Origin of the sequence: Roseovarius autotrophicus (assembly GCF_018069895.1) — a bacterium.
GTDB classification, from domain to species: domain Bacteria; phylum Pseudomonadota; class Alphaproteobacteria; order Rhodobacterales; family Rhodobacteraceae; genus Roseovarius; species Roseovarius autotrophicus.
In genome coordinates this window covers 41,111-60,621 of record NZ_JAGQDH010000017.1, presented here as the reverse complement: position 1 = coordinate 60,621, position 19,511 = coordinate 41,111, and the positions used below count along the sequence as shown (strand labels likewise).

Sequence of the window (19,511 nt, the reverse complement as noted above, 5' to 3'; positions counted from 1 at the left end):
GGTAAAGCTCGCGCTCGATCCCCGAGCCGTCCTCGATATAGATGCGGTTGACCTGCTTGCCCGCAGGCCCGGTCTGCTTGGTCACAAGCGTGCGCCCGAGCATCCGGCGCGCCTCCTCGGCGGCCTCGTTCACCGAGCGGGTGAGGCGCACGCCGCCCTTGTCCCCGGCGCCGGCCTCCTTGAACTTGCCCTTGCCGCGCCCGCCGGCGTGGATCTGCGCCTTGACCACCCATACGGGACCGTCCAGCGCCCCCGCCGCCGTCTTGGCCTCTTCCGCGCGGAGCACGACACGGCCTTCGCCGACCGGCGCGCCATAGCTGCGCAACAGGGCCTTTGCCTGATATTCATGGATGTTCACGCTGATCCTCCCTTAGGTGATGCGACCGGTCATGTGATCCAAGCCACTATTTGATCAAAGGCAGAAGCCGTTTGAACGAAGGTGTTCCGGCCTGGCCGAGCCATTCGAAAACCACCATTTCGGTGGTCACGATGCCCGCGCCGCAGGCACTGAGCCGCGCAATGCAGGCCAGTTCGCTTTCGATCGTGCGCGAAGCGGTGGCGTCGGAGACGACGAACACCTCGAAACCCGCCTCGATCATGCTGGCGGCGGTCTGGACCACGCAGATATGCGCCTCCATCCCGGCAAGCACCGCCTGCTTGCGCCCGAGCCCACGGAAATGCGCGGCAAAGCCGGCGTCTTCCATGCAGGAAAAGTGCATCTTGCCGAGCACTGCCGTTCCCGGTCCCGGCGAAAGTTCGGGGACGGTATGGCCCAGCCCGGCGGGGTATTGTTCTGTCATGATGACGGGCACGCCCATTTCCTCGGCACTGGTCTTGAGTATGCGCGTGTTGCGGATGGTGCGGGCGGGTGCCTGCATGGCAGGAACGAGGCGTTCCTGCATGTCGATGATGACAAGCGCGCTGTCGGCGGCGCGGATGAGCATGATCTGTCCCCCGGAAATAAGGCGCAGCGCGTGGCATTCCTTCTGTGGTATGCCATATACCACAGAAGGCCAGACCCATCAACCGTGATCTGCCAGCGGCTTGCGTGGCCGAGTCGGGTGTGCCGGAGCGGGCGCGCAGCGCACTTGGTGGTTATGCTGCGTTGCAGTAGGAGCCCGCTGCCGAGGCATGCGGGGTTCGGTCCGGTCTGGATGGTTATTTGTGTATTTATAACAGTATGTTGATATTTAAATGGAGGGTGTTGCCCGCACTGTCGAGCCAGATGGCGGCGGAGCATGGCCGCGCGCTGATTGCTTCTGCATAAACAAGGCTGTCGGCAGGCAGAAGCGGACGTATGATGCAGTTGCGGCAACGAATGTTCAAAAAACGAATTGCCCGGTTTGGCATGCTGGCGTATGGTATACCAACGGTCAGCAAGGCGGCACGATGACGCGGGCGCAACTGGAGATACCACATGAAGCTACGTCCCATCGTGTCGAATTTCACCCTCAAGGATCATGTCTACGAGCGGCTCCGCGAGGCGATTCTGGCGATGGACATCTATGACGTGGATGCCGATCTGCGCCTCGACGAGAGATCTCTGGCAGAGCAGCTTCAGATTTCCCGCACGCCCCTGCGCGATGCGATTGCGCGGCTCGAGGCGGACGGACTGGTGACGGTGGTGCCCCGCAAGGGGGTCTATGTCCAGCGCAAGAGCCTTGCGGAAATCCTGGAAATGATCATCGCCTGGGCCGCGCTCGAAAGCATGGCCGCGCGTCTGGCCGCCGAGAATGCTACCGACGCCGAGATCGCGACGCTGCGCAAGATCGCCGGGAAATACAATGACAGACTGTCGCCGACGCGGATCGCCGAATATTCCGACGACAACCTGCGATTCCACCAGCACATTCTCGAAATCTCGCATTGCGGCTTGCTCAAGACCATGGCCGAGGGCGTTTTCCTGCACATTCAGGCCGTGCGCCTGCGCTCGATGTGGGAGGGGGACCGGGTCAAGCGATCGGTTGTCGATCACGCCGAGATCATCGAGGCGCTGGAGCGCCGCGATGCCGAGGAGGCCGCGCAAAAGGTGCTGGATCACACGATGCAGCTGCATCAGCACATAGGCAAGACCTGGGGCCGCCTTCAACTGACCCGCGCCACCAATTCCACCACGACCTAGCACCGACTGCCCGAACTCACCGGCAACAGGCGGGGCGGGCCAATGAAATCTGGAGGACACACATGGCCGCAGCCAACCCGCCCGCAGCGCAGATGCAGCAAGAAGGGGTCGATGCCAACAACGTCACCGACGGCTTTCACCTGTTGATCGACGCGCTCAAGCTCAACGGGATCAACACGATCTACAATGTTCCGGGCATCCCGATCACCGATCTTGGCCGCTATGCGCAGGCGCAGGGGATGCGGGTGATCTCGTTTCGCCATGAGCAGCACGCAGGCTACGCGGCCTCTGTCGCGGGGTTTCTCACCAAGATGCCGGGTGTGTGCATGACCGTCTCTGCCCCCGGTTTCATGAACGGGCTGACGGCGCTTGCGAACGCCACCACGAATTGCTGGCCGATGATCCTGATTTCCGGCTCGTCAGAACGTGAGATCGTCGATCTGGCGCAGGGCGATTACGAGGAGATGGATCAACTGGCCATGGCCAAGCCCTTCTGCAAGGCGGCCTACCGGCTGACCTATGCGCAGGATATCGGCATCGCTGTGGCGCGCGCCATCCGCTCGGCTATCTCCGGGCGACCCGGCGGGGTGTATCTTGATATTCCCGGCGCGATGCTGGGGCAGGTGATGGATGCGGCCGAGGGCGCGCGCTCGCTTGTCAAGGTGATCGAGCCCGCGCAGCGCCAGATCCCGGCGCAATCCGCGATTGACCGCGCCATCGAGGTGATGAAAGGCGCGAAGCGCCCGCTGATCGTGCTGGGCAAGGGCGCGGCCTATGACCAGTGCGACGAGTTGATCCGCGAGTTGGTGGAGAAATCCGGCTATCCGTTCCTGCCGATGTCCATGGCCAAGGGCCTCTTGCCCGACACGCACCCGCAATGTGCCGCCGCCGCGCGGTCGATGGTGCTCAAGGATTCGGACGTGGTCATCATGATGGGCGCGCGGATCAACTGGTTGCTGAGCCATGGCAAGGGCAAGCAATGGGGCGAGCCGGGGGCGAAACGCTTTGTCCAGATGGATATCGAGGCCGAGGAGATGGATTCCAACGTCGAGATTGCGGCCCCCATCGTCGGCGATATAGGATCGTGCTGCGCGGCGCTGCTCAAGGCCATGGACGGGGCCGGGATCGCCCCTCCCAAGGACTGGCTGGATGCGGTCAACGCCAAGGCCACGGCCAACATGGAGAAAATGGCCGCGCGGCTGCGCAACAATAACGATCCGATGGATTATCATGGCGCGCTTGGCGTCATCAAGGATGCGATCAACGATCATCCCGACACGATCCTTGTGAACGAGGGGGCCAACACGCTCGATCAGTGTCGCTCGATCGTCAACATCCACAAGCCGCGCCACCGCATCGACGTGGGCACATGGGGGGTGATGGGGATCGGCATGGGATCGGCCATCGCGGCGGCCATCGAGACCGGCAAGCGCGTGCTGGCGGTCGAGGGTGACAGCGCCTTTGGTTTCTGCGGCATGGAGATAGAGACCGTGTGCCGCTACAACCTGCCAATCTGCACGGTGGTGTTCAACAATGACGGCATCTATCGCGGCGATGGCGAGAACTGGGGTGGCGGCGACGATCCTGCCACCACGGTCTTTGTCAAGGGCGCGCGCTATGACCTCATGATCGAGGCCTTTGGCGGCGTGGGTGTCATCGCCCGTTCGCCGGATGAACTGCGCAAGGCGGTGTATGAGGCGCTCGACAGTGGCAAACCCACACTGATCAACGCGATCATTGACCCGGCGGCGGGCAAGGAAAGCGGTAATATCGGCAACCTCAACCCGCAATCCGTGGTGGCGCAGCGGCTTTATCCGCAAGCGCGCAAAGACTGATTTCAACCAACCGGGGCGCGGCACACGCGCCCGCGCGGCCAAGAGACGGAGAGACACATGAAAGCCCTTGAAGGCGTCAAGATCCTCGACTTCACCCATGTGCAATCGGGCCCGACCTGCACGCAGTTATTGGCGTGGTTCGGCGCGGATGTGATCAAGGTGGAGCGTCCCGGTGTTGGGGACGCCACCCGCAAGCAGTTGGTGGATGTGCCGGGGGCGGACAGCCTGTATTTTACCATGCTCAACCACAACAAACGCTCGATCGAGCTTAACCCCAAGACCGAAGCGGGCAAGGAGGTGCTGACGCGCCTGATCGAGACCTGCGACGTGCTGGTCGAGAATTTTGCGCCCGGTGCGCTTGACCGGATGGGCTTTGGCTGGGAGCGGATTCAGGAGATCAATCCGCGCATCATCATGGCCTCGGTCAAGGGCTTCGGCCCCGGCAAATACGAGGATTGCAAGGTCTATGAGAACGTCGCGCAATGCGCGGGCGGGGCGGCCTCGACCACCGGCTTTCTGGACGGTCCGCCGCTGGTCACCGGCGCGCAGATCGGCGACAGCGGCACGGGTCTGCATCTGGCGCTTGGCATCGTGACCGCACTCTATCAGCGCGAGCGGTCGGGGCGTGGCCAGAAGGTGCTGGCGCCCATGCAGGACGGGGTGATCAACCTCTGCCGGGTCAAGCTGCGCGATCAGCAGCGCCTGGCCGCCGGGCCGCTGACCGAATATTCGCAATATGGCGCGGGCATTCCCTTTGGCGATGCCACGCCGCGCGCGGGCAACGATTCAGGCGGGGGGCAGCCGGGCCGCATCCTCAAGTGCAAGGGCTGGGAGACCGACCCCAACGCCTATACCTATTTCATCACGCAGGCCGCCGTCTGGGAAAAGGTCTGCGACGTGATCGGCGCACCCGAATGGAAGGATGCCCCCGGCTATTCCAGCCCGGCCGAGCGATTGGACAAGCTCGATGCGATTTTCGCGCGAATCGAAGAATGGACCATGACCAAGACCAAGTTCGAGGTGATGGATATCTGCAATCCGCTGGATATTCCGGTGGGACCGATCCTGTCCACCAAGGAGATCATGGAGGACGACGGCCTGCGCGCGACTGGCACGATCGTCGATGTCGATCATCCGACGCGCGGTCGCTACACCTCGGTCGGCTGCCCGATCAAGCTCAGCGACAGTCCCGTAGAGGTGACGCGCTCGCCGCTTCTGGGCGAGCATACCGTGGAAATCCTGCGCGACGTGCTTGCCTATGACGGGGAGGAATTGGCCAGGATCCTTGAGTCGGGGGCGGTCGGCTCCGTCAAGCAGGCGGCGCAATAACGGGCAGGGGATGAAGCGGCCGGCACAGTCCGGCCGTTCTCATGAAGGGAGGGAAGAATGCGATTAATCGTCATGGGACAGCAGGCGTTCGGCAAGGATGTGCTGGCGAAGCTGCTCGACACCGGAACCGATGAGGTGGTCGCGGTCTATTGCGAGCCGGACCGCGACGGCAAGCCGGTTGATCCGATCAAGGAACTGGCGATGGAGAAGGGGCTGCCTGTGCACCAGCCCGCGAATTTCGACGATCCCGCCACGCTTGCGGTGCTGGCGGGGCACAAGGCCGATCTGATGATCATGGCCTTCGTCAACGTCTTTGTGCCCGAGGCCGCACGCGACACGCCGACCCATGGCTCTATCTGCTTTCACCCCTCGCTTCTGCCGCTGCATCGCGGGCCCTCGGCGGTCAACTGGCCGATCATCATCGGGGCCACCAAATCGGGCTATTCGTGGTTTTACCCCTCGGACGGGCTGGATGAGGGCGACAGCCTGTTGCAGTGGGAATGCGAGATCGGCCCCGACGACACGGTGATCGACCTCTATTTCAAGAAGATATACCCGCACGCGGTCGATAGCGTGCTGACGGTCTGCGACCTCTACCGCACGGGCAATCCGCCGCGCATCGTGCCGGATGAGGCGCTTGCCACCTATGAGCGGCGCTGCACCCGCAATCATTCGCGCATCGAATGGCACCGCCCGGTGCGTCAGGTCTATGACCTCATTCGCGGCACCAATCCCGCGCCGGGGGCCTGGACCACGCTGAACGGGGCCGAGGTGGATGTGTTCGACTGTGCCCTCGTCCCCGGCGACGGTATCTCGGGCCGCGTGCGCGAGATCACCGATGAGGGCGTGGCGGTGCAATGCGTGGGCGGGCGTATCCTGATCAAGCGGGTGCGCCCCACAGGCGGGGCAAAGATGCCCGCGTCCGAATGGGCGGGTGCCGCAGGGCTAGAAGCCGGGGCCACCCTTGGAACCTGAAATCCATAGAAATCGGATGGAAACACCACATGTCTGACATCGAAATTGCACGCGCCGCAACCAAGAAGCCCATTCAGGAAATCGGCGCCAAGCTTGGCATCCCGAGCGAGCATCTGCTGCCCTTCGGCCATGACAAGGCCAAGGTTTCGGAGGCCTTCATAAAATCGCTCTCCGGGCGCAAGAACGGCCATCTTGTGCTTGTGACGGCGATCAACCCGACACCGGCGGGCGAAGGCAAGACCACCACCACCGTGGGTCTGGGCGACGGTCTCAACGCCATCGGCAAGAAGGCCGCCGTTTGCATCCGCGAGGCCAGCCTTGGCCCGTGTTTCGGAATGAAGGGCGGGGCGGCGGGCGGCGGTTACGCACAGGTCGTGCCGATGGAGGAGATGAACCTTCATTTCACCGGCGATTTTCATGCGATCACATCGGCGCACAACCTGCTGGCGGCCATGCTCGACAACCATATCTACTGGGGTAACGAGCAGGAAATCGACATCCGCCGCGTGGTCTATCGCCGGGTGATGGACATGAACGACCGCGCCCTGCGCGAGATCGTGTGCAGTCTTGGCGGGGTCGCCAACGGCTTTCCGCGCGAGGCGGGGTTCGACATCACCGTGGCGTCGGAGGTCATGGCGATCCTGTGCCTCGCCACCGATCTGGCCGATCTGGAGCGCCGCCTGGGCGATATCATCGTGGCCTATCGCCGCGACAAGACCCCGGTCTATTGTCGCGACATCAAGGCCGACGGGGCCATGACCGTGCTGCTTCAGCAGGCGATGCAGCCGAACCTTGTGCAGACGCTGGAAAACAACCCGGCCTTTGTCCATGGCGGGCCTTTCGCCAATATCGCGCATGGCTGCAACTCTGTCGTGGCGACCACCACGGCGCTCAAGCTGGCGGATTACGTGGTCACGGAGGCGGGTTTCGGTGCCGATCTCGGGGCCGAGAAATTCATGAACATCAAGTGCCGCAAGGCGGGGCTTGCCCCCGAGGCGGTGGTGATCGTGGCGACCGTGCGCGCCATGAAAATGAACGGCGGCGTGGCCAAGGGTGATCTGGGCGCCGAGAATGTCGAGGCGGTCAAGGCGGGCTGTCCGAACCTTGGACGTCACATCGAGAACCTCGCGAAATTCGGCGTGCCGACGGTGGTGGCGATCAACCATTTCGTCACCGATACCGAGGCCGAGGTGCAGGCCGTCAAGGACTATGTGGCGAGCCAAGGGGCAGAGGCGGTGCTGTGCAAACATTGGGCCGAAGGCTCGAAAGGCACCGAGGAACTTGCCAGAAAAGTGGTCGCGCTCGTCGAGGACGGATCGGCCAGCTACGCGCCGCTCTATCCCGACGACATGCCGCTCTTTCAGAAGATCGAGACCATCGCCAGGGAAATCTACCGCGCCGACGAGGTGGTGGCGGACGCCAAGATCCGCAACCAGCTCAAGGAATGGGAGGCGCAGGGCTATGGCAACCTGCCGGTCTGCATGGCCAAGACGCAATACAGCTTTACCACCGATCCCAACCGGCGCGGCGCGCCCGACGGGCACAGCCTGCCGGTGCGCGAGGTGCGGCTTTCGGCCGGGGCGGGGTTTGTGGTGGTGATCTGCGGCGAGATCATGACCATGCCGGGCCTTCCCAGGATACCGTCGGCAGAATCGATCTGCATCAATGGCGATGGTCTTATCGACGGGTTGTTCTGACCATGGGCCAGTCATCGCTTCACACCATCATGATGCCGATGCGCGACGATGGGCTGGGGCCGCGGCTGTTTGCCCATGCCGCCGCCCTTGCCAAGCGGTTCGATGCCCATATCCGTGTGGTGCATTGCCACCCCAAACCCGAGGACATGATGCCTTACGGGGTGGTGATTCCGACATTCCTGCGCAAGCAACTGGCCGAGGCCACGCGCAAGCGCGCGGATTACGAGCAGGGCCATCTGCGCGAAAAATTCACCGCCGAGGCCAGCCGCTACGGCATCAGCGTCGAGCCGCGCTCTGCCGGCAAGCCGACGGCGGCCTTTCGCGAATATGAGGGCAGGCAGGTCGAGGTGGTGCGCCATTACGGGCGCCTGGCCGATCTGATCTGCGTGGCTAAGCCGAACCACGAGGAGAACCTTGGCTACAACACGCTGAAATCGGCGTTGTTCACGTCGGGGCGGCCGGTGCTGGTCTGTCCGGACACGGATGAGGTGGCGCCCGATATCGGCAGCCATGTGGCGATCGGCTGGAACGGCTCGCTTGAGGCGTCACGCGCGGTGGCGTTGTCGATGGCGCTGATCGAGGGCGCGCAGAAGGTGTCGATCCTGACAGCCGGACGGATCGAGCACACGGCCACCCCCGAGGAATTCCAGATCTATCTCGCGCAGCGCGGGATTGCTTCGGATATCCACACCTTCGAGCGCAAGGGAAATGTCGGGCGGGCGCTGTTGCAGAAATGCGCCGGGATCGGCGCGAACATGCTGATCATGGGCGCCTATCATGACAGCTATGAGCGCGAGTCCCTGCTCGGCGGAAACTCGGCGACCATCGTGGCCGAGGCCACAATCCCGGTCGTGATGGTGCACTGAGCGGACGGACGCACGCCTCGGAAATCAAGGAAGCAGAAAGGAGGAGAGGAAGCAAACCAAAGACAGGCTCGACGGCGCGGCACAAGCGATCGGGGAGGATCGCAGGCGCAAGAGGGCCATGACTGAACCAGACCGGATAGCGGTCTGCAATGGGAGGAAGACATGAATATTCTGAAAAGCATGGCGCTTGGCATAGCTGCGCTGACGATCTCGGCACCCGCTGCAATGGCGGAATGGCAACCGCGCAAGCCGATCGATTTCGTGATTATGGCGGGGCCGGGCGGCGGCGCCGACCGGATCGCCCGTTTCATCCAGTCAGTCGCCGAGAAGAAGAAGCTGACGCGCCGTCCGCTCATCCCCAACAACAAGGGCGGCGGTTCGGGGGCCGAGTCGCTGATCTGGCTCAACAGCACCAACGATCCCGATCATACCATCCTTGTGACGCTGAACTCGTTCTTCACCACGCCGATCCGCCAGCCGGATCTGGGCATTGACATCCAGACCTTCACGCCGATCGCGATGATGGGCGTCGATCCCTTCGCACTCTGGGTGCACAGCGACAGCGGCATCGAGACCTTCGAGCAGTGGCTTGAGGCGGTGCGCGCGGCCGACGGCGAATACGTCACCGGCGGCACCGGCACGGGCCAGGAGGACAGTATCGTGTTCGCCTATCTCGACAATGCCTTCGAGCTCAAGACCAAGTATATCCCCTTCGACGGCGGTGGCGCGGTCGCGGCGGCGCTTGCGGGACAGCAGATCATGGCCACGGTGAACAACCCGTCCGAGGCGCGCGGATTCTACGACTCGGGGGATCTGCGCCCGCTTCTGGTCTTCTCCGATGAGCAGATGGATGTCTATCCGGGCATTCCGACGCTCAAGGAAAAGGGCAAGGATTTCAGCTACTACAACCAGCGGGCCATCGTCGGCGCGCCGGGCATGTCGGACGAGGCGGCGGCCTATTACCAGAAGCTGTTCGAGGAAATCTACAATTCCGAGGAATGGCAGGGCTATCTCGAGACAGAGGCCATGTCGCCGCTGTGGATGGAGCCCGACGAGCAGCGCGCCTACTGGGAGGTTCAGGTGCAGACGCATTCGGACCTGCTTGCCAGAATCAACTGATCCGAGGACCTAACCTGAGATGAAGGAGGGCAGGCCATGCGTGTTGGCGAAATAGTGACGGCGGGCGTGCTTGCCCTCCTTTCCATCTACTTCATGTACAAGGCATCCGCGAACGGGATCGGCTATGCCGTCGGGACCGGGCCACAGGGCGGGTTCTGGCCGTTCTGGCTGGCGTGCGGAATGCTGGCCTCGACGGGTGTGATCGCGTTCAACTGGGTGCGGCGGGCCTCGGCGGCATCGCGCTCGGACGAGCCGGTGCTCGACAGTCACGGCATCAAGACGATGGTGTTCGTGGGCGGCGGGATCATCGGTTTTGTCGCGCTGATCGACATCGTGTCGATGTATGGCGCCGTCGCGATCTTTCTACTCTACTATCTGAAACTTCTGGGTCGGCACAGCTGGCGGTTGACCCTGCCCATGGTCTTTCTGTTTCCGCTCGTCCTGTTCTTCTTCTTCGAGGGACTGATGCAGATCACCATGCCGACAGGGCTGAGCTTTACCGACCCGGTCTACAATGTCCTCTACGACATCATCTACTGAAACAGTCACGGCCTAGCTGACACAGGGGCGACACCAAGCCATGGAAATTCTATCCCTACTGGGCGACGGCATGCTGGTCGCCATCCAACCTCTGAACCTGATGCTGATCCTTGTCGGAGTGACGCTCGGCCTTTTCATCGGCGCGATGCCGGGGCTTGGCTCGGTTAACGGGGTCGCGATCCTCTTGCCGGTCACCTTCCTTGTGCCGCCCGGCTCGGCCATCATCTTTCTGGCCGCGATCTATTACGGGGCGATGTATGGCGGGGCCATATCGTCGATCACCCTGGGCATTCCGGGTGCGTCAACGGCCGTGGCCACGACCTTTGACGGGCGACCGCTTGCGATGATGGGCAAGGCGCGTCTTGCGCTGGTCGCGGCGGCGGTCGGCTCGTTCGTTGGTGGCACGGTGTCGAACATCCTGTTCACCGGGTTCGCGCCGCTGCTTGCGACCGTCGCGCTCAGCTTTGGTCCGCCCGAAATCTTCGCGCTGATGCTTCTGGCCTTTGCGACCTTCGTGGGGCTTGGCGGCGACGACATCGCCAAGACGGTGTTCTCTATCTGCTTCGGGCTGGTTCTGGCCACAGTCGGTTTTGACCAGATCTCGGGCGCGCCCAGGCTCGTGCTGTTCGATCTGAACGGCTTTCTCGGCGGGATCAGCTTTCTGGTTCTGGCCATCGGCGTCTATGGTATCGGCGAGATGCTCTGGACCATCGAAAGCACGCGGGGCGAGATCACCAAGACGGACGCGGATATTTCGGCAAGGGGCATTCTAGAGGATGTCGGAGAGTCGGCCCGGAAGGGCTGGAAGGGTATGTCGATCGGCTCGTTCCTCGGCTTTTTCGTCGGCGTTCTGCCGGCTGCGGGCGCGACCCCGGCCTCGCTGATGTCCTATGCGATCACCAAGATGTCGTCGCGGCGACCCGAGGAATTCGGCAAGGGCCATGTGGGCGGCGTGGCCGCGCCGGAAGCGGGTAACAACTCGGCTTCCACCGGCTCGATGCTGCCGATGCTGACGCTGGGTATTCCCGGTTCTCCGACCACGGCGATCCTGCTGGGCGGGATGGTGATCTGGGGCCTGACACCCGGCCCGCGCCTGTTTGTGGACCAGGCGGATTTCGTCTGGGGGCTGATCGGATCGTTCTATGTGTCGAACGCCTTTGCGCTGCTGGTGAATCTGTCCTTCATTCCGCTGTTCATCTGGGTGCTGCGGATGCCGTTCACCACGCTCGCGCCGCTGATATTCGTGCTGTCGGTGGTGGGGGGCTATGCGGCCATGCAGGACATGTTCGATATCTGGCTTCTGCTGGTCTTCGGCTTTGGCGCGTTCTTTCTGCGCAAGTTCGACTATCCGCTGGCGCCGGCGGTTCTTGCCATCGTGCTTGGCCCGATCGCCGAGCCGACCCTGCGGCAGTCGCTGCTGCTGTCCTCGGGGGATCCGATGATCTTTTTCTCGCGACCGATCTCGGCGCCGATCATGGTGGTGGCCATAATCCTGATCGTGATGCCGGCCTTCAAGTATCTGCGCCCACGGCGCAAACGGGCGGCGCGCTGAGGCTGGCGGAACAGACCCGCAGGCAAGGTGGAGGGGGGGCCAGTCGGCCCCCTCTCAGCTTTCGTATCGGGTGCTGCCGCGCCGGTGCTCGTCGATGGGCAGTTCCATCAGGAGGGGCTGATGGGCGCGCTGCGAGCACGCCTGCCGGGGGCAGAGATTGCAGTTGAGCCCAATTGGCGCATAGAGCTTGGGATCGTCGAAATTGTAGCTTGAGGCATAACGCAGCCGATGCGCGTGGCGGGCCTCGCAACCAAGCGCGAGCGTCAGGCGCCGGTCCTGTGTTTCCTCGCTGAAAACCGGGCGGTGCACGGTTCGGCTGATGGTAAAATAGCGCGACCCGTCCGGCATCTCGACGAATTGCGGCATGATCACGCCGGGGGTGTAGAAGGCGGTGTGAATGTTCCAGACCGGGCACGACCCGCCATACTCTGCCAGCTGGAACGAGGTTGAGTTGAATCGTTTCGTGACGTTCCCGGCCTTGTCCATGCGCAGAAAGAAGAACGGCACGCCGCGTGCCCCCTCGCGCTGCAGGGTGGTGAGGCGCTGGCAGACCTGCTCGAAAGAGGTGCCGAACGCCGCTGCGATCCGGTCTATATCGTATTGCGCTTCCTCGGCCTCGTGCAGAAAGGCGTCATAGGGCATCAGCAGCGCCGCCGCGAAGTAATTGGCCAACTCCACCCGAAGCCGTGCCAATGCGTGTTGCGAGGCCAGCCCGCTGCGCCGGACAAGCCCCGACAGGACATCGGGATACTCGACCAGACACAGAACATGGGCCAATTGAAAGGCGCGGTTCTCGGTGTTGAGCGCCTGCGACAGGTGCACCATGCCCGCGGCCTCGTCGTAATAGCGCAGCGCATCCCCGAGATCGCCAATGCGCCGGATGCAAGTTGTGATGCCGTGGTCTTCCTCCAGACGCCGCCGCAGGCCAAAGAAGCGGTCCTCGGGCGAAGCGCCTCTGTCCGGCCGCGCCGCGTCGGCGGCCTGTTCCAGCTCTTGAAAGTGATTGCGGTGGTCGCGAAAGAAATCGTGGATCACCGTTTCGGGCGAGCTGCGCAGCAACTCTTCAGAGATGTTCTCTCCCGCAAGACTCAGGATCTTCTCGAGCGCGGTGCGATAGGCACCGTGCAACGCCAGAAAGCGGTCGACGAGGCGAGGCGCGTGATCAACCGCGCCGCGTAATTCCTGAATGTCAGGCTCATCGCCAGAGAATACCGGATCGCGCACCGCGTGGCGCAAATCGACCACCCGGCGCGCGCTGTCATCGCGGGCAAGCTCTTGCCAGTTCACGGCGTAGACCTCGGCGATGCGCATCAGAAGCTGCACCGACAGGCTGCGCTGGTTAGTCTCCAGAAGGGTGATGTAGGACGCGCTCACGCCCAGTTTGCGGGCCATCTCGGCCTGGGTGTCACCCCGATCCCGGCGCAGCTGGCGCAGTTGGGGGCCGATCAGTGTCTTTCCCATGAACGATTCCTACAACATTACAAAAATAAGATATGTAATATTTACGATATACACATTTACATTCATTTCGTAGTGGAATCGCGCTTGTCACCTATAATTGCGCTCATCCACACTGGGATCACGCACCTAAATCCGGAAAGGGCTGATATGGCGTATCGCATCGTTATCCTTGGGGCCTCCTATGGCTCGCTTCTTGGCACCAAGCTGCTCATGGCGGGGCAGGATGTGACGCTCGTTTGCCGTCAGGCCACCGCCGATCTCATCAATGCCGAAGGCACCGAGGTGCGTATCAAGCTGCGCGACGAGGATGAGCACCGGGCGTTCCGCTCGGCGGATCTGCCGGGTCGCCTCAATGCGTTGACGCCCGAAGAGGTGAACCCGCAGGATTATGATCTTGTGGCGCTTGCCATGTCAGAACCGCAATACTGCGCCGAGAATATCGTTGATCTTCTCGGCCGGATCGCCGCAGCTGGCATGCCCTGCCTGTCAATCATGAACATGCCGCCGCTGCCCTATCTGCGCCGGATCGCGGGGCTTGATACCTCGCGGCTCGAGGCTGCCTATACCTGTCCCCGTGCCTGGTCCGCCTTTGCTCCCGGCACGGTCACCCTGTGCAGCCCTGATCCGCAAGCCTACCGCGTGCCCGATGAGGGGCCGAATACACTGCATGTCGGCCTGCCCACCAATTTCAAGGCCGCCCCCTTTGAGGACGAGGCCCATAATCGTATCCTGCGCGATCTCGAAAGCGCCATTGATGCGGTTACGGTCGATGGCAAGGACGTGCCGGTAAAGCTGCGTGTCTTCGACTCGCTGTTCGTGCCTTTCGCCAAGTGGAGCATGTTGCTGACCGGGAACTATCGCTGCGTCCTTGCCGAGGGCGCCCGCCCGATCAAGGAGGCCGTGCACGGCGATCCTGCCCTGTCCGAGCGGATCTATGCCGCCGTGGACGAGGTCGTGCGCCGCCTTGGGGCGGATGCGGCGGACGCGGTCCCGTTCGAGAAATACGCCAATGCCGCCAATGGCCTGCTCAAGCCATCCTCGGCCGCGCGCGCCATCGAAAGCGGCGCTGAACGCATCGAGCGGGTCGACATGCTGGTCAGGCTTATCGCTGAACAGCAGGGTGTGGATTGCGCGGAATTCGCGCGGATAGTCGAGACCGTGGATGCCCGTCTTGCCGCCAACCGCCCCGACGCGGCGTGACCCATGGGGGCCGCCTGTCCTGCGGCGGGGTCTGAAACAGCAAAACCCCGGCGCGTGCCGGGGTTCCGATGTCAGGTAATGGGCCCTGACCGGCCCTGTCTCGTCAGACGGCGCGTCGAAGGCCCGAGGCCTGCGCGGCATGGCTGATTACGTCTTCGCGCTTGAGGCCCATTTCGGCCAGCCGGGCATCGCTCAGGCGCAGCAGTCTCTCGATGTCACGCGCCATGCGGTTTGCGTCGATGATCGACTGAAGGAACCATTCGATCACGCGCAGCGGGCCGAGTGCAAGGCGGCCAACACCTGTGTATAGTGGTGCGCGGGGGCTGTTATGGGTCGAATAGGTCATGTGCTCACGCTCCGGGGAGTTGCCGCGTTGCAAAATAAATATACCGCAGTGCAGCATTTTTCCATGCCGGCCGATGCAGGTCAGCCTTGCGTGGAGGGCATGACTGCGACTCCGGCCGGAAAGGCCATGCGGCCTCGCCGTGCACTGCACCCAATTCTGCACGCTGTTAGCGCCCGGTCACCTGATCCGTAAGCGGTAGAGGTTGATGGCATGAGGACAAGTATGCCGCGAACCGCCAAGCCACCGAGATGGTGGCCCTGAGCCCGCGAAAACCGCTCGATCAAGACGGATATGCCAAGGGCAACGCTACGGTCTTCCATCGAGATCGGATGCCCGGGTGATGGCGGCGCACTGCCGCCTGCCGGGCATCGGCCCTATCATGGTGATCATTCCAGCCCGCGCTGCGTGACGATCACGACTCGGGAAGCCCCAGACGCGCGGAGGTCCCGTGCCAGATTGACCAAAGTGATCGCAGCCAGCGCCTTGTCTGGCACGATCCGCACCACCTCGCGTTCGTCCTCGGGGCGCGCGGCATAGAAGGCCTGTGCCGAGGCGACGGCCTCGCCCCGGTATGTCAGCCTGCCGTCCGGATGCACGACAAGCGTGTCGGGCGGCGCGCGGCCGTCGAGATCGGATGTGCTTACAAGTCGCAGGTCCCGGTCCATCGGCGGCGCAATGGTGCTTGCGACCATGAAGAAAACAAGCATCAGAAAGACGATATTGATCAAGGCGATCGTGGGTTCGATCCGGGTGCGATGTCTTGGTTTGCGCATCACGACCCCAACACGCTGATACTGAGCCGGTCAATGCCGCGCAGGATGACAAGCACATCGGTCAGTCTTTGCGCCGTCACATCATCCCGCAGGCTGACGATCACATGCAGGCCGTCTGCCTCGGGGGGCAAGTCGGCGAACTGGTCCTTTAGCGCCCCAAGCACGACATCCTGACCGTTCACGCGCAGGGTATCCTCCCCCAGTTGAAGAAAGCTCCTCTTGATATCGCTCCTGTCGGCCCCGCCCGCATTGGCGGAGGACAAGTCAACCTCGGCAAAGCGCGAGAAGGTAGACGAGAGCATGAAAAACAGCAGCAAGAGGAAGATGACATCAATCAGCGATGTCATCGACAGGCGCCGCCGCCGGATCTGCCTACGCATGGGCGGGTTCCATCCCGGTTTGTTGGGCGGAGCCACGATGACCTTGCGGGTGCAGGACCGCAGCAATCGCCCGTTCCGCAGTCACGCGCTCGGCATCCATCCGCCCCTCGAACCAACTGAGCACCATGGCCGTGGGCATCGCCACGGCAAGGCCCGCGGCCGTGGTCAGCAGCGCCACCCAGATGCCCCCCGCCAGAAGCGAAGGATCGACCTGCGCCCCTGCATCCTGTAGTGATTGGAACGCATTGATCATCCCCAGCACCGTGCCGAAAAGCCCCAGAAGCGGGGCAAGCTGTGCGACGCTGTCAAGCAGGCGAAACCCGCCTTCTAGGCGGGCAAACCTCACCTCGGCTTCTGCCTCCAGCCGTTTGGCGTCTTGCAGTCCTGCGGAAAACGCCATTTCAATCACCGGCGCGAGGTAGCTTCGGGACTGATTGAGCGCGTGCAACGCGGCGCTGCGATCGCCCCGGTCCCAGGCGATGACGGCCTCTTTCAAGGCCCGGTGCCGGCCCACCCCGACCGCGAAAAACTGCCACAGCTTGTAGAGGATGGTCGCCAGGGTGACGACCGAGACGGCCAGCAGGATCATCACGACCGGCCCGCCGAGATCGGCCATCTGGCGCAGGCTTTCAAGAACCTGTGTCATCCGATCACCTCGATCCCGGTGCGTGTTTCGAGGATCAGGCCAGCTTCGCAGGCGCTCTCGGCCAGATCCGGGGCCTGGCAGGTGCTGGCCCCGTTGATCAGGACCCGGCTCAGGTCATCGCAGGTGATACCCGGAATGGAAAACTGACGCACCCGAGGTCGGCCAGATGGCAGGGTGCCGAAGTCGAAAAGGGTCAGCCTGTCCACCTGCCCCGCGCTGTCGAACAGCACGGTTTCATACACCACCTTCTCGATCGGGCCGGCATGTCCGTTCGTTACCAGAAACGTCAAGGTGCAGCTTCCCTCATTGGATTTTACCGCATTCAGTTCGATCTGGACGGCCCCGCCCGGTTTCTCGTCCTGTGCCACCGCTCCGGTGGCAAAGCCGAGGCAGGCAGCAATCGCCGCGGTCATCATTCGTATTGTCGTCATCTGCATCTTCCTCATGTGAGAGCAGCGCGCCTGCTTGACTGAGATGCGCTGCGTTGTGCATTCGCAATTCGGGTCCGCGATCGGTGCGCCGCGCGACCGGGCCTGCGGCTTGCGATTGGCGAGGATTTCGTGCCGGTCGCCGCCGGCGGATGTGGATCGGTCCATGAGATCACCTTCTTTGATACGTGAATACCATTCTTTGGCTGGTGCCTTCCGGTGGCGGCGGGAACGGTGCCGCGCGTCTGACCTGGGCGGCGGCGGCACGTCTGATGGCGGGGGGGCCGGTGCTGCTCAGGATATTGACCCAGGCCACCGAGCCGTCGGGATTGATCCCGAAAGACACCTGCGCCGCCCCGCGCACCGAGGGGTCGACCGCGGGGAAGCGATTGAGTTGAACCAGAACCTGTCCGGCGTAATTGGTCGTGCTCGCATTGCCGGGATTACGGGACCCGCTAAAGCCGGTCGTCCCGGACCGGGCCGCGCCGCTGCCGGCGGCAAACGGATCTATACCGGTGCGTTTGTAGGTGGTCAGCGGCGATTCAATGGTTCTGGTTGCGCGCCCGGGTCGCGCGCCGTCGCTCAGGCCCGAAACCGCCACCGATGGCCGCTCTTTCGGGGGGCGCAGCGAAGTTGTGACAGCCGGGCTTGATTGCTCCTCGCTGTCCATGGCCGTCAGGGTTTCGGGCTCATCAGGTTCGGGCGCAAGCGCGATATCCGGCACGTCCGCCTGTTGCACCTCGGGTGCCGGGATGATCGCGACGTCTGGTGACGGGGCGGGTGCAACTGGCAAGACGGTTTCGGCGGATGATACGGGGGCCACCTCGCCGGCCATCGGCTCTGCCGGAACGGGATTCTCAACCTGTGCCCCTTCCGGTGCGTCAGCCTCCGTATCAGGTTCGAGCGGCGTCAAGACCGGCGCGTCCGCGATCCTGTCATCTTGGCTGCCTGATGGCGCTGCGCTGTCGGGTGCGGTTTCGGGCGCGGGGGCATCGACGCCGGACGGCTCAACGGGGTCCGGCTGAACCACATCGACCACGCCGGTATCAGGCACCAGGACGTTCTGGGGATTGTCCGACGCCACCAGTGCTTGCGTCGTCGGGGTGTCCAGGATCACCTGTTCTGGCGATGTCACGTCTGGTGGATCGGGAACCGAGGCAGGCTCCGGCTCTGCGGAGCCGGAAATGGCCTCGGCGAAATCCTCGAATGCGTCTCCGACATCTGCCAGATCAGAGGCTGTGTCTTCGGTCGAGGGAGACCGATCTTCGCTGGACGTGAAACCCAACCCCAGGGCGTGCAGCAGTAAGGACAGCACGATAGCCGCTAACGCGGCATAACCCGATCTTCTGATCATTGAGGGGGGCGTGCCGCGAAGAGAGTAAAAGGGCCCCGAACCACCAGAAAGACCCGGCGATGTCTTGCAAGGGCGAGGCGATGACGCGACATGGCTGAGTTCCTTATCTGTCCGACACCGTGCGCCGAGGACATTCGGCGCAGGTCAGGTCAACCGGCCAATGCCGTCTGGTTCTATAGCAAAGATCAATGCCGCGGTAGGGCATCCTACATCATTGTGATAAGGCCCGACTGGCCCGAAGCTGCCGAAGATCTGTGCAGAGCCAGTTCTTGAACCTTGCGGCGTTCGGGCCGGGCCCAGGCGTTGTCGAAGCGTTGTTTTCACTGGCGCTGTGGGCAAGGTCAGTGGACATCAAGCCGCGTTTCGACAATGTGACTTGCGTTTGGCCCGCAGCCCGTTAGTAACAAGTCATGGTGAGAAAAAGCCAGAGCACGCGTTGCAGCATCCTGAAGGCGTCGGGGCTTTTGCTCATGACCGTGGCTTGGCTGTTTCTGAATACGATGTCCTCGGTGATGGCAGGTTCCCATACGATAAATTCTGCAACGATGTTGACGATGGATCAATCCGGTGCATCCGATCACGTTGATCACGTTAATCACGCTGTGCAGGCCACGCCCCGGAAACCGGCCCAAACGGCCGATCATCCATCGAATCCAGACGAACCTATGGACGATTGCGTGTCGATTTCCTGTTGCCTGATCACGCGTGACAAGCCGATGTTCCTGCAATCATGGCAGTATCTTTCATCCCAGAGTTTCGACAAGACCAGGCAAGCTGTTCTTGTCGAATTCAAGCCTGGTTCCCAGGACAGACCTCCAAGACACCTCTGATCGCGAATTGAAACTGGGCAGGGCGTTCGCGCGCCTGTCCGATGTTCAGATCATGGAT

19 protein-coding genes are annotated in these 19,511 nt (G+C 62.7%); 10 read left to right on the top strand and 9 right to left on the bottom strand.

All coding sequences use genetic code 11. The annotated features are described in order from the left end of the window. Positions 1-358: ATP-grasp domain-containing protein (locus tag KAK09_RS14645; protein WP_336244467.1), on the bottom strand; the 358-nt coding region annotated here is incomplete at its 3' end. A 46-nt stretch (positions 359-404) separates the two neighbouring features. Beyond that, entirely contained in the window at positions 405-944 is a 540-nt protein-coding gene (locus KAK09_RS14640) for a hydrolase (protein ID WP_210879682.1), read from the bottom strand. A 473-nt stretch (positions 945-1,417) separates the two neighbouring features. On the opposite strand from KAK09_RS14640, the gene KAK09_RS14635 reads away from it, so the two are divergent. The 9 genes from KAK09_RS14635 (at position 1,418) to KAK09_RS14595 (ending at position 12,035) form a co-directional block, all read left to right on the top strand. Further along, positions 1,418-2,122: a GntR family transcriptional regulator gene (locus KAK09_RS14635; protein ID WP_210879681.1), complete on the top strand. Its 705-nt coding sequence runs from the start codon at positions 1,418-1,420 to the stop codon at positions 2,120-2,122. Between the two features lie 62 nt (positions 2,123-2,184). Next, on the top strand, positions 2,185-3,957 hold the full coding sequence (gene oxc, locus KAK09_RS14630) for an oxalyl-CoA decarboxylase (protein WP_210879680.1): 1,773 nt from the start codon (positions 2,185-2,187) through the stop codon (positions 3,955-3,957). A gap of 57 nt (positions 3,958-4,014) precedes the next feature. Then, positions 4,015-5,286 (top strand): formyl-CoA transferase, encoded by a 1,272-nt coding sequence (gene frc, locus KAK09_RS14625; protein WP_210879679.1) that lies wholly within the window; start codon positions 4,015-4,017, stop codon positions 5,284-5,286. A gap of 57 nt (positions 5,287-5,343) precedes the next feature. Further along, entirely contained in the window at positions 5,344-6,261 is a 918-nt protein-coding gene (locus KAK09_RS14620; protein WP_247651304.1) for a methionyl-tRNA formyltransferase, read from the top strand. 29 nt (positions 6,262-6,290) lie between these two features. Then, positions 6,291-7,958: a formate--tetrahydrofolate ligase gene (locus KAK09_RS14615; protein ID WP_210879678.1), complete on the top strand. Its 1,668-nt coding sequence runs from the start codon at positions 6,291-6,293 to the stop codon at positions 7,956-7,958. A 2-nt stretch (positions 7,959-7,960) separates the two neighbouring features. Beyond that, positions 7,961-8,824 carry a universal stress protein gene (locus KAK09_RS14610; protein WP_210879677.1) on the top strand — a complete coding sequence of 288 codons (864 nt, stop codon included), beginning with the start codon at positions 7,961-7,963 and terminating at the stop codon, positions 8,822-8,824. 162 nt (positions 8,825-8,986) lie between these two features. Continuing rightward, positions 8,987-9,943, top strand: coding sequence for a Bug family tripartite tricarboxylate transporter substrate binding protein (locus tag KAK09_RS14605; protein WP_210879676.1), 957 nt, complete (start codon positions 8,987-8,989; stop codon positions 9,941-9,943). Between the two features lie 36 nt (positions 9,944-9,979). Beyond that, on the top strand, positions 9,980-10,483 hold the full coding sequence (locus tag KAK09_RS14600) for a tripartite tricarboxylate transporter TctB family protein (RefSeq protein WP_210879675.1): 504 nt from the start codon (positions 9,980-9,982) through the stop codon (positions 10,481-10,483). Between the two features lie 40 nt (positions 10,484-10,523). Next, complete coding sequence (locus KAK09_RS14595) at positions 10,524-12,035, top strand: tripartite tricarboxylate transporter permease (protein ID WP_210879674.1); 1,512 nt, start codon at positions 10,524-10,526, stop codon at positions 12,033-12,035. 54 nt (positions 12,036-12,089) lie between these two features. Here KAK09_RS14595 and KAK09_RS14590 read toward each other — a convergent pair whose 3' ends face one another. Beyond that, positions 12,090-13,496 carry a helix-turn-helix domain-containing protein gene (locus tag KAK09_RS14590; protein WP_210879673.1) on the bottom strand — a complete coding sequence of 469 codons (1,407 nt, stop codon included), beginning with the start codon at positions 13,494-13,496 and terminating at the stop codon, positions 12,090-12,092. 147 nt (positions 13,497-13,643) lie between these two features. Between KAK09_RS14590 and KAK09_RS14585 the strand changes: the two genes are divergently transcribed. Continuing rightward, positions 13,644-14,696, top strand: coding sequence for a ketopantoate reductase family protein (locus tag KAK09_RS14585; RefSeq protein ID WP_210879672.1), 1,053 nt, complete (start codon positions 13,644-13,646; stop codon positions 14,694-14,696). A gap of 103 nt (positions 14,697-14,799) precedes the next feature. On the opposite strand, the gene KAK09_RS14580 is transcribed toward KAK09_RS14585, so the two are convergent. The 6 genes from KAK09_RS14580 to KAK09_RS14555 all read right to left on the bottom strand — a co-directional run bounded on the left by KAK09_RS14580 (position 14,800) and on the right by KAK09_RS14555 (position 18,623). Further along, entirely contained in the window at positions 14,800-15,042 is a 243-nt protein-coding gene (locus KAK09_RS14580) for a hypothetical protein (RefSeq protein ID WP_210879671.1), read from the bottom strand. Between the two features lie 386 nt (positions 15,043-15,428). Further along, positions 15,429-15,815: an ExbD/TolR family protein gene (locus KAK09_RS14575; RefSeq protein ID WP_210879670.1), complete on the bottom strand. Its 387-nt coding sequence runs from the start codon at positions 15,813-15,815 to the stop codon at positions 15,429-15,431. Continuing rightward, complete coding sequence (locus KAK09_RS14570; protein WP_247651302.1) at positions 15,815-16,195, bottom strand: biopolymer transporter ExbD; 381 nt, start codon at positions 16,193-16,195, stop codon at positions 15,815-15,817. Before KAK09_RS14570 ends, KAK09_RS14575 begins: the two co-directional genes overlap by 1 nt. Then, entirely contained in the window at positions 16,188-16,841 is a 654-nt protein-coding gene (locus tag KAK09_RS14565) for a MotA/TolQ/ExbB proton channel family protein (RefSeq protein WP_210879669.1), read from the bottom strand. Before KAK09_RS14565 ends, KAK09_RS14570 begins: the two co-directional genes overlap by 8 nt. Next, entirely contained in the window at positions 16,838-17,272 is a 435-nt protein-coding gene (locus KAK09_RS14560; protein WP_247651301.1) for a hypothetical protein, read from the bottom strand. Before KAK09_RS14560 ends, KAK09_RS14565 begins: the two co-directional genes overlap by 4 nt. A gap of 169 nt (positions 17,273-17,441) precedes the next feature. Continuing rightward, positions 17,442-18,623 (bottom strand): TonB family protein, encoded by a 1,182-nt coding sequence (locus KAK09_RS14555; RefSeq protein WP_210879667.1) that lies wholly within the window; start codon positions 18,621-18,623, stop codon positions 17,442-17,444. Between the last annotated feature and the right edge of the window lie 888 nt (positions 18,624-19,511).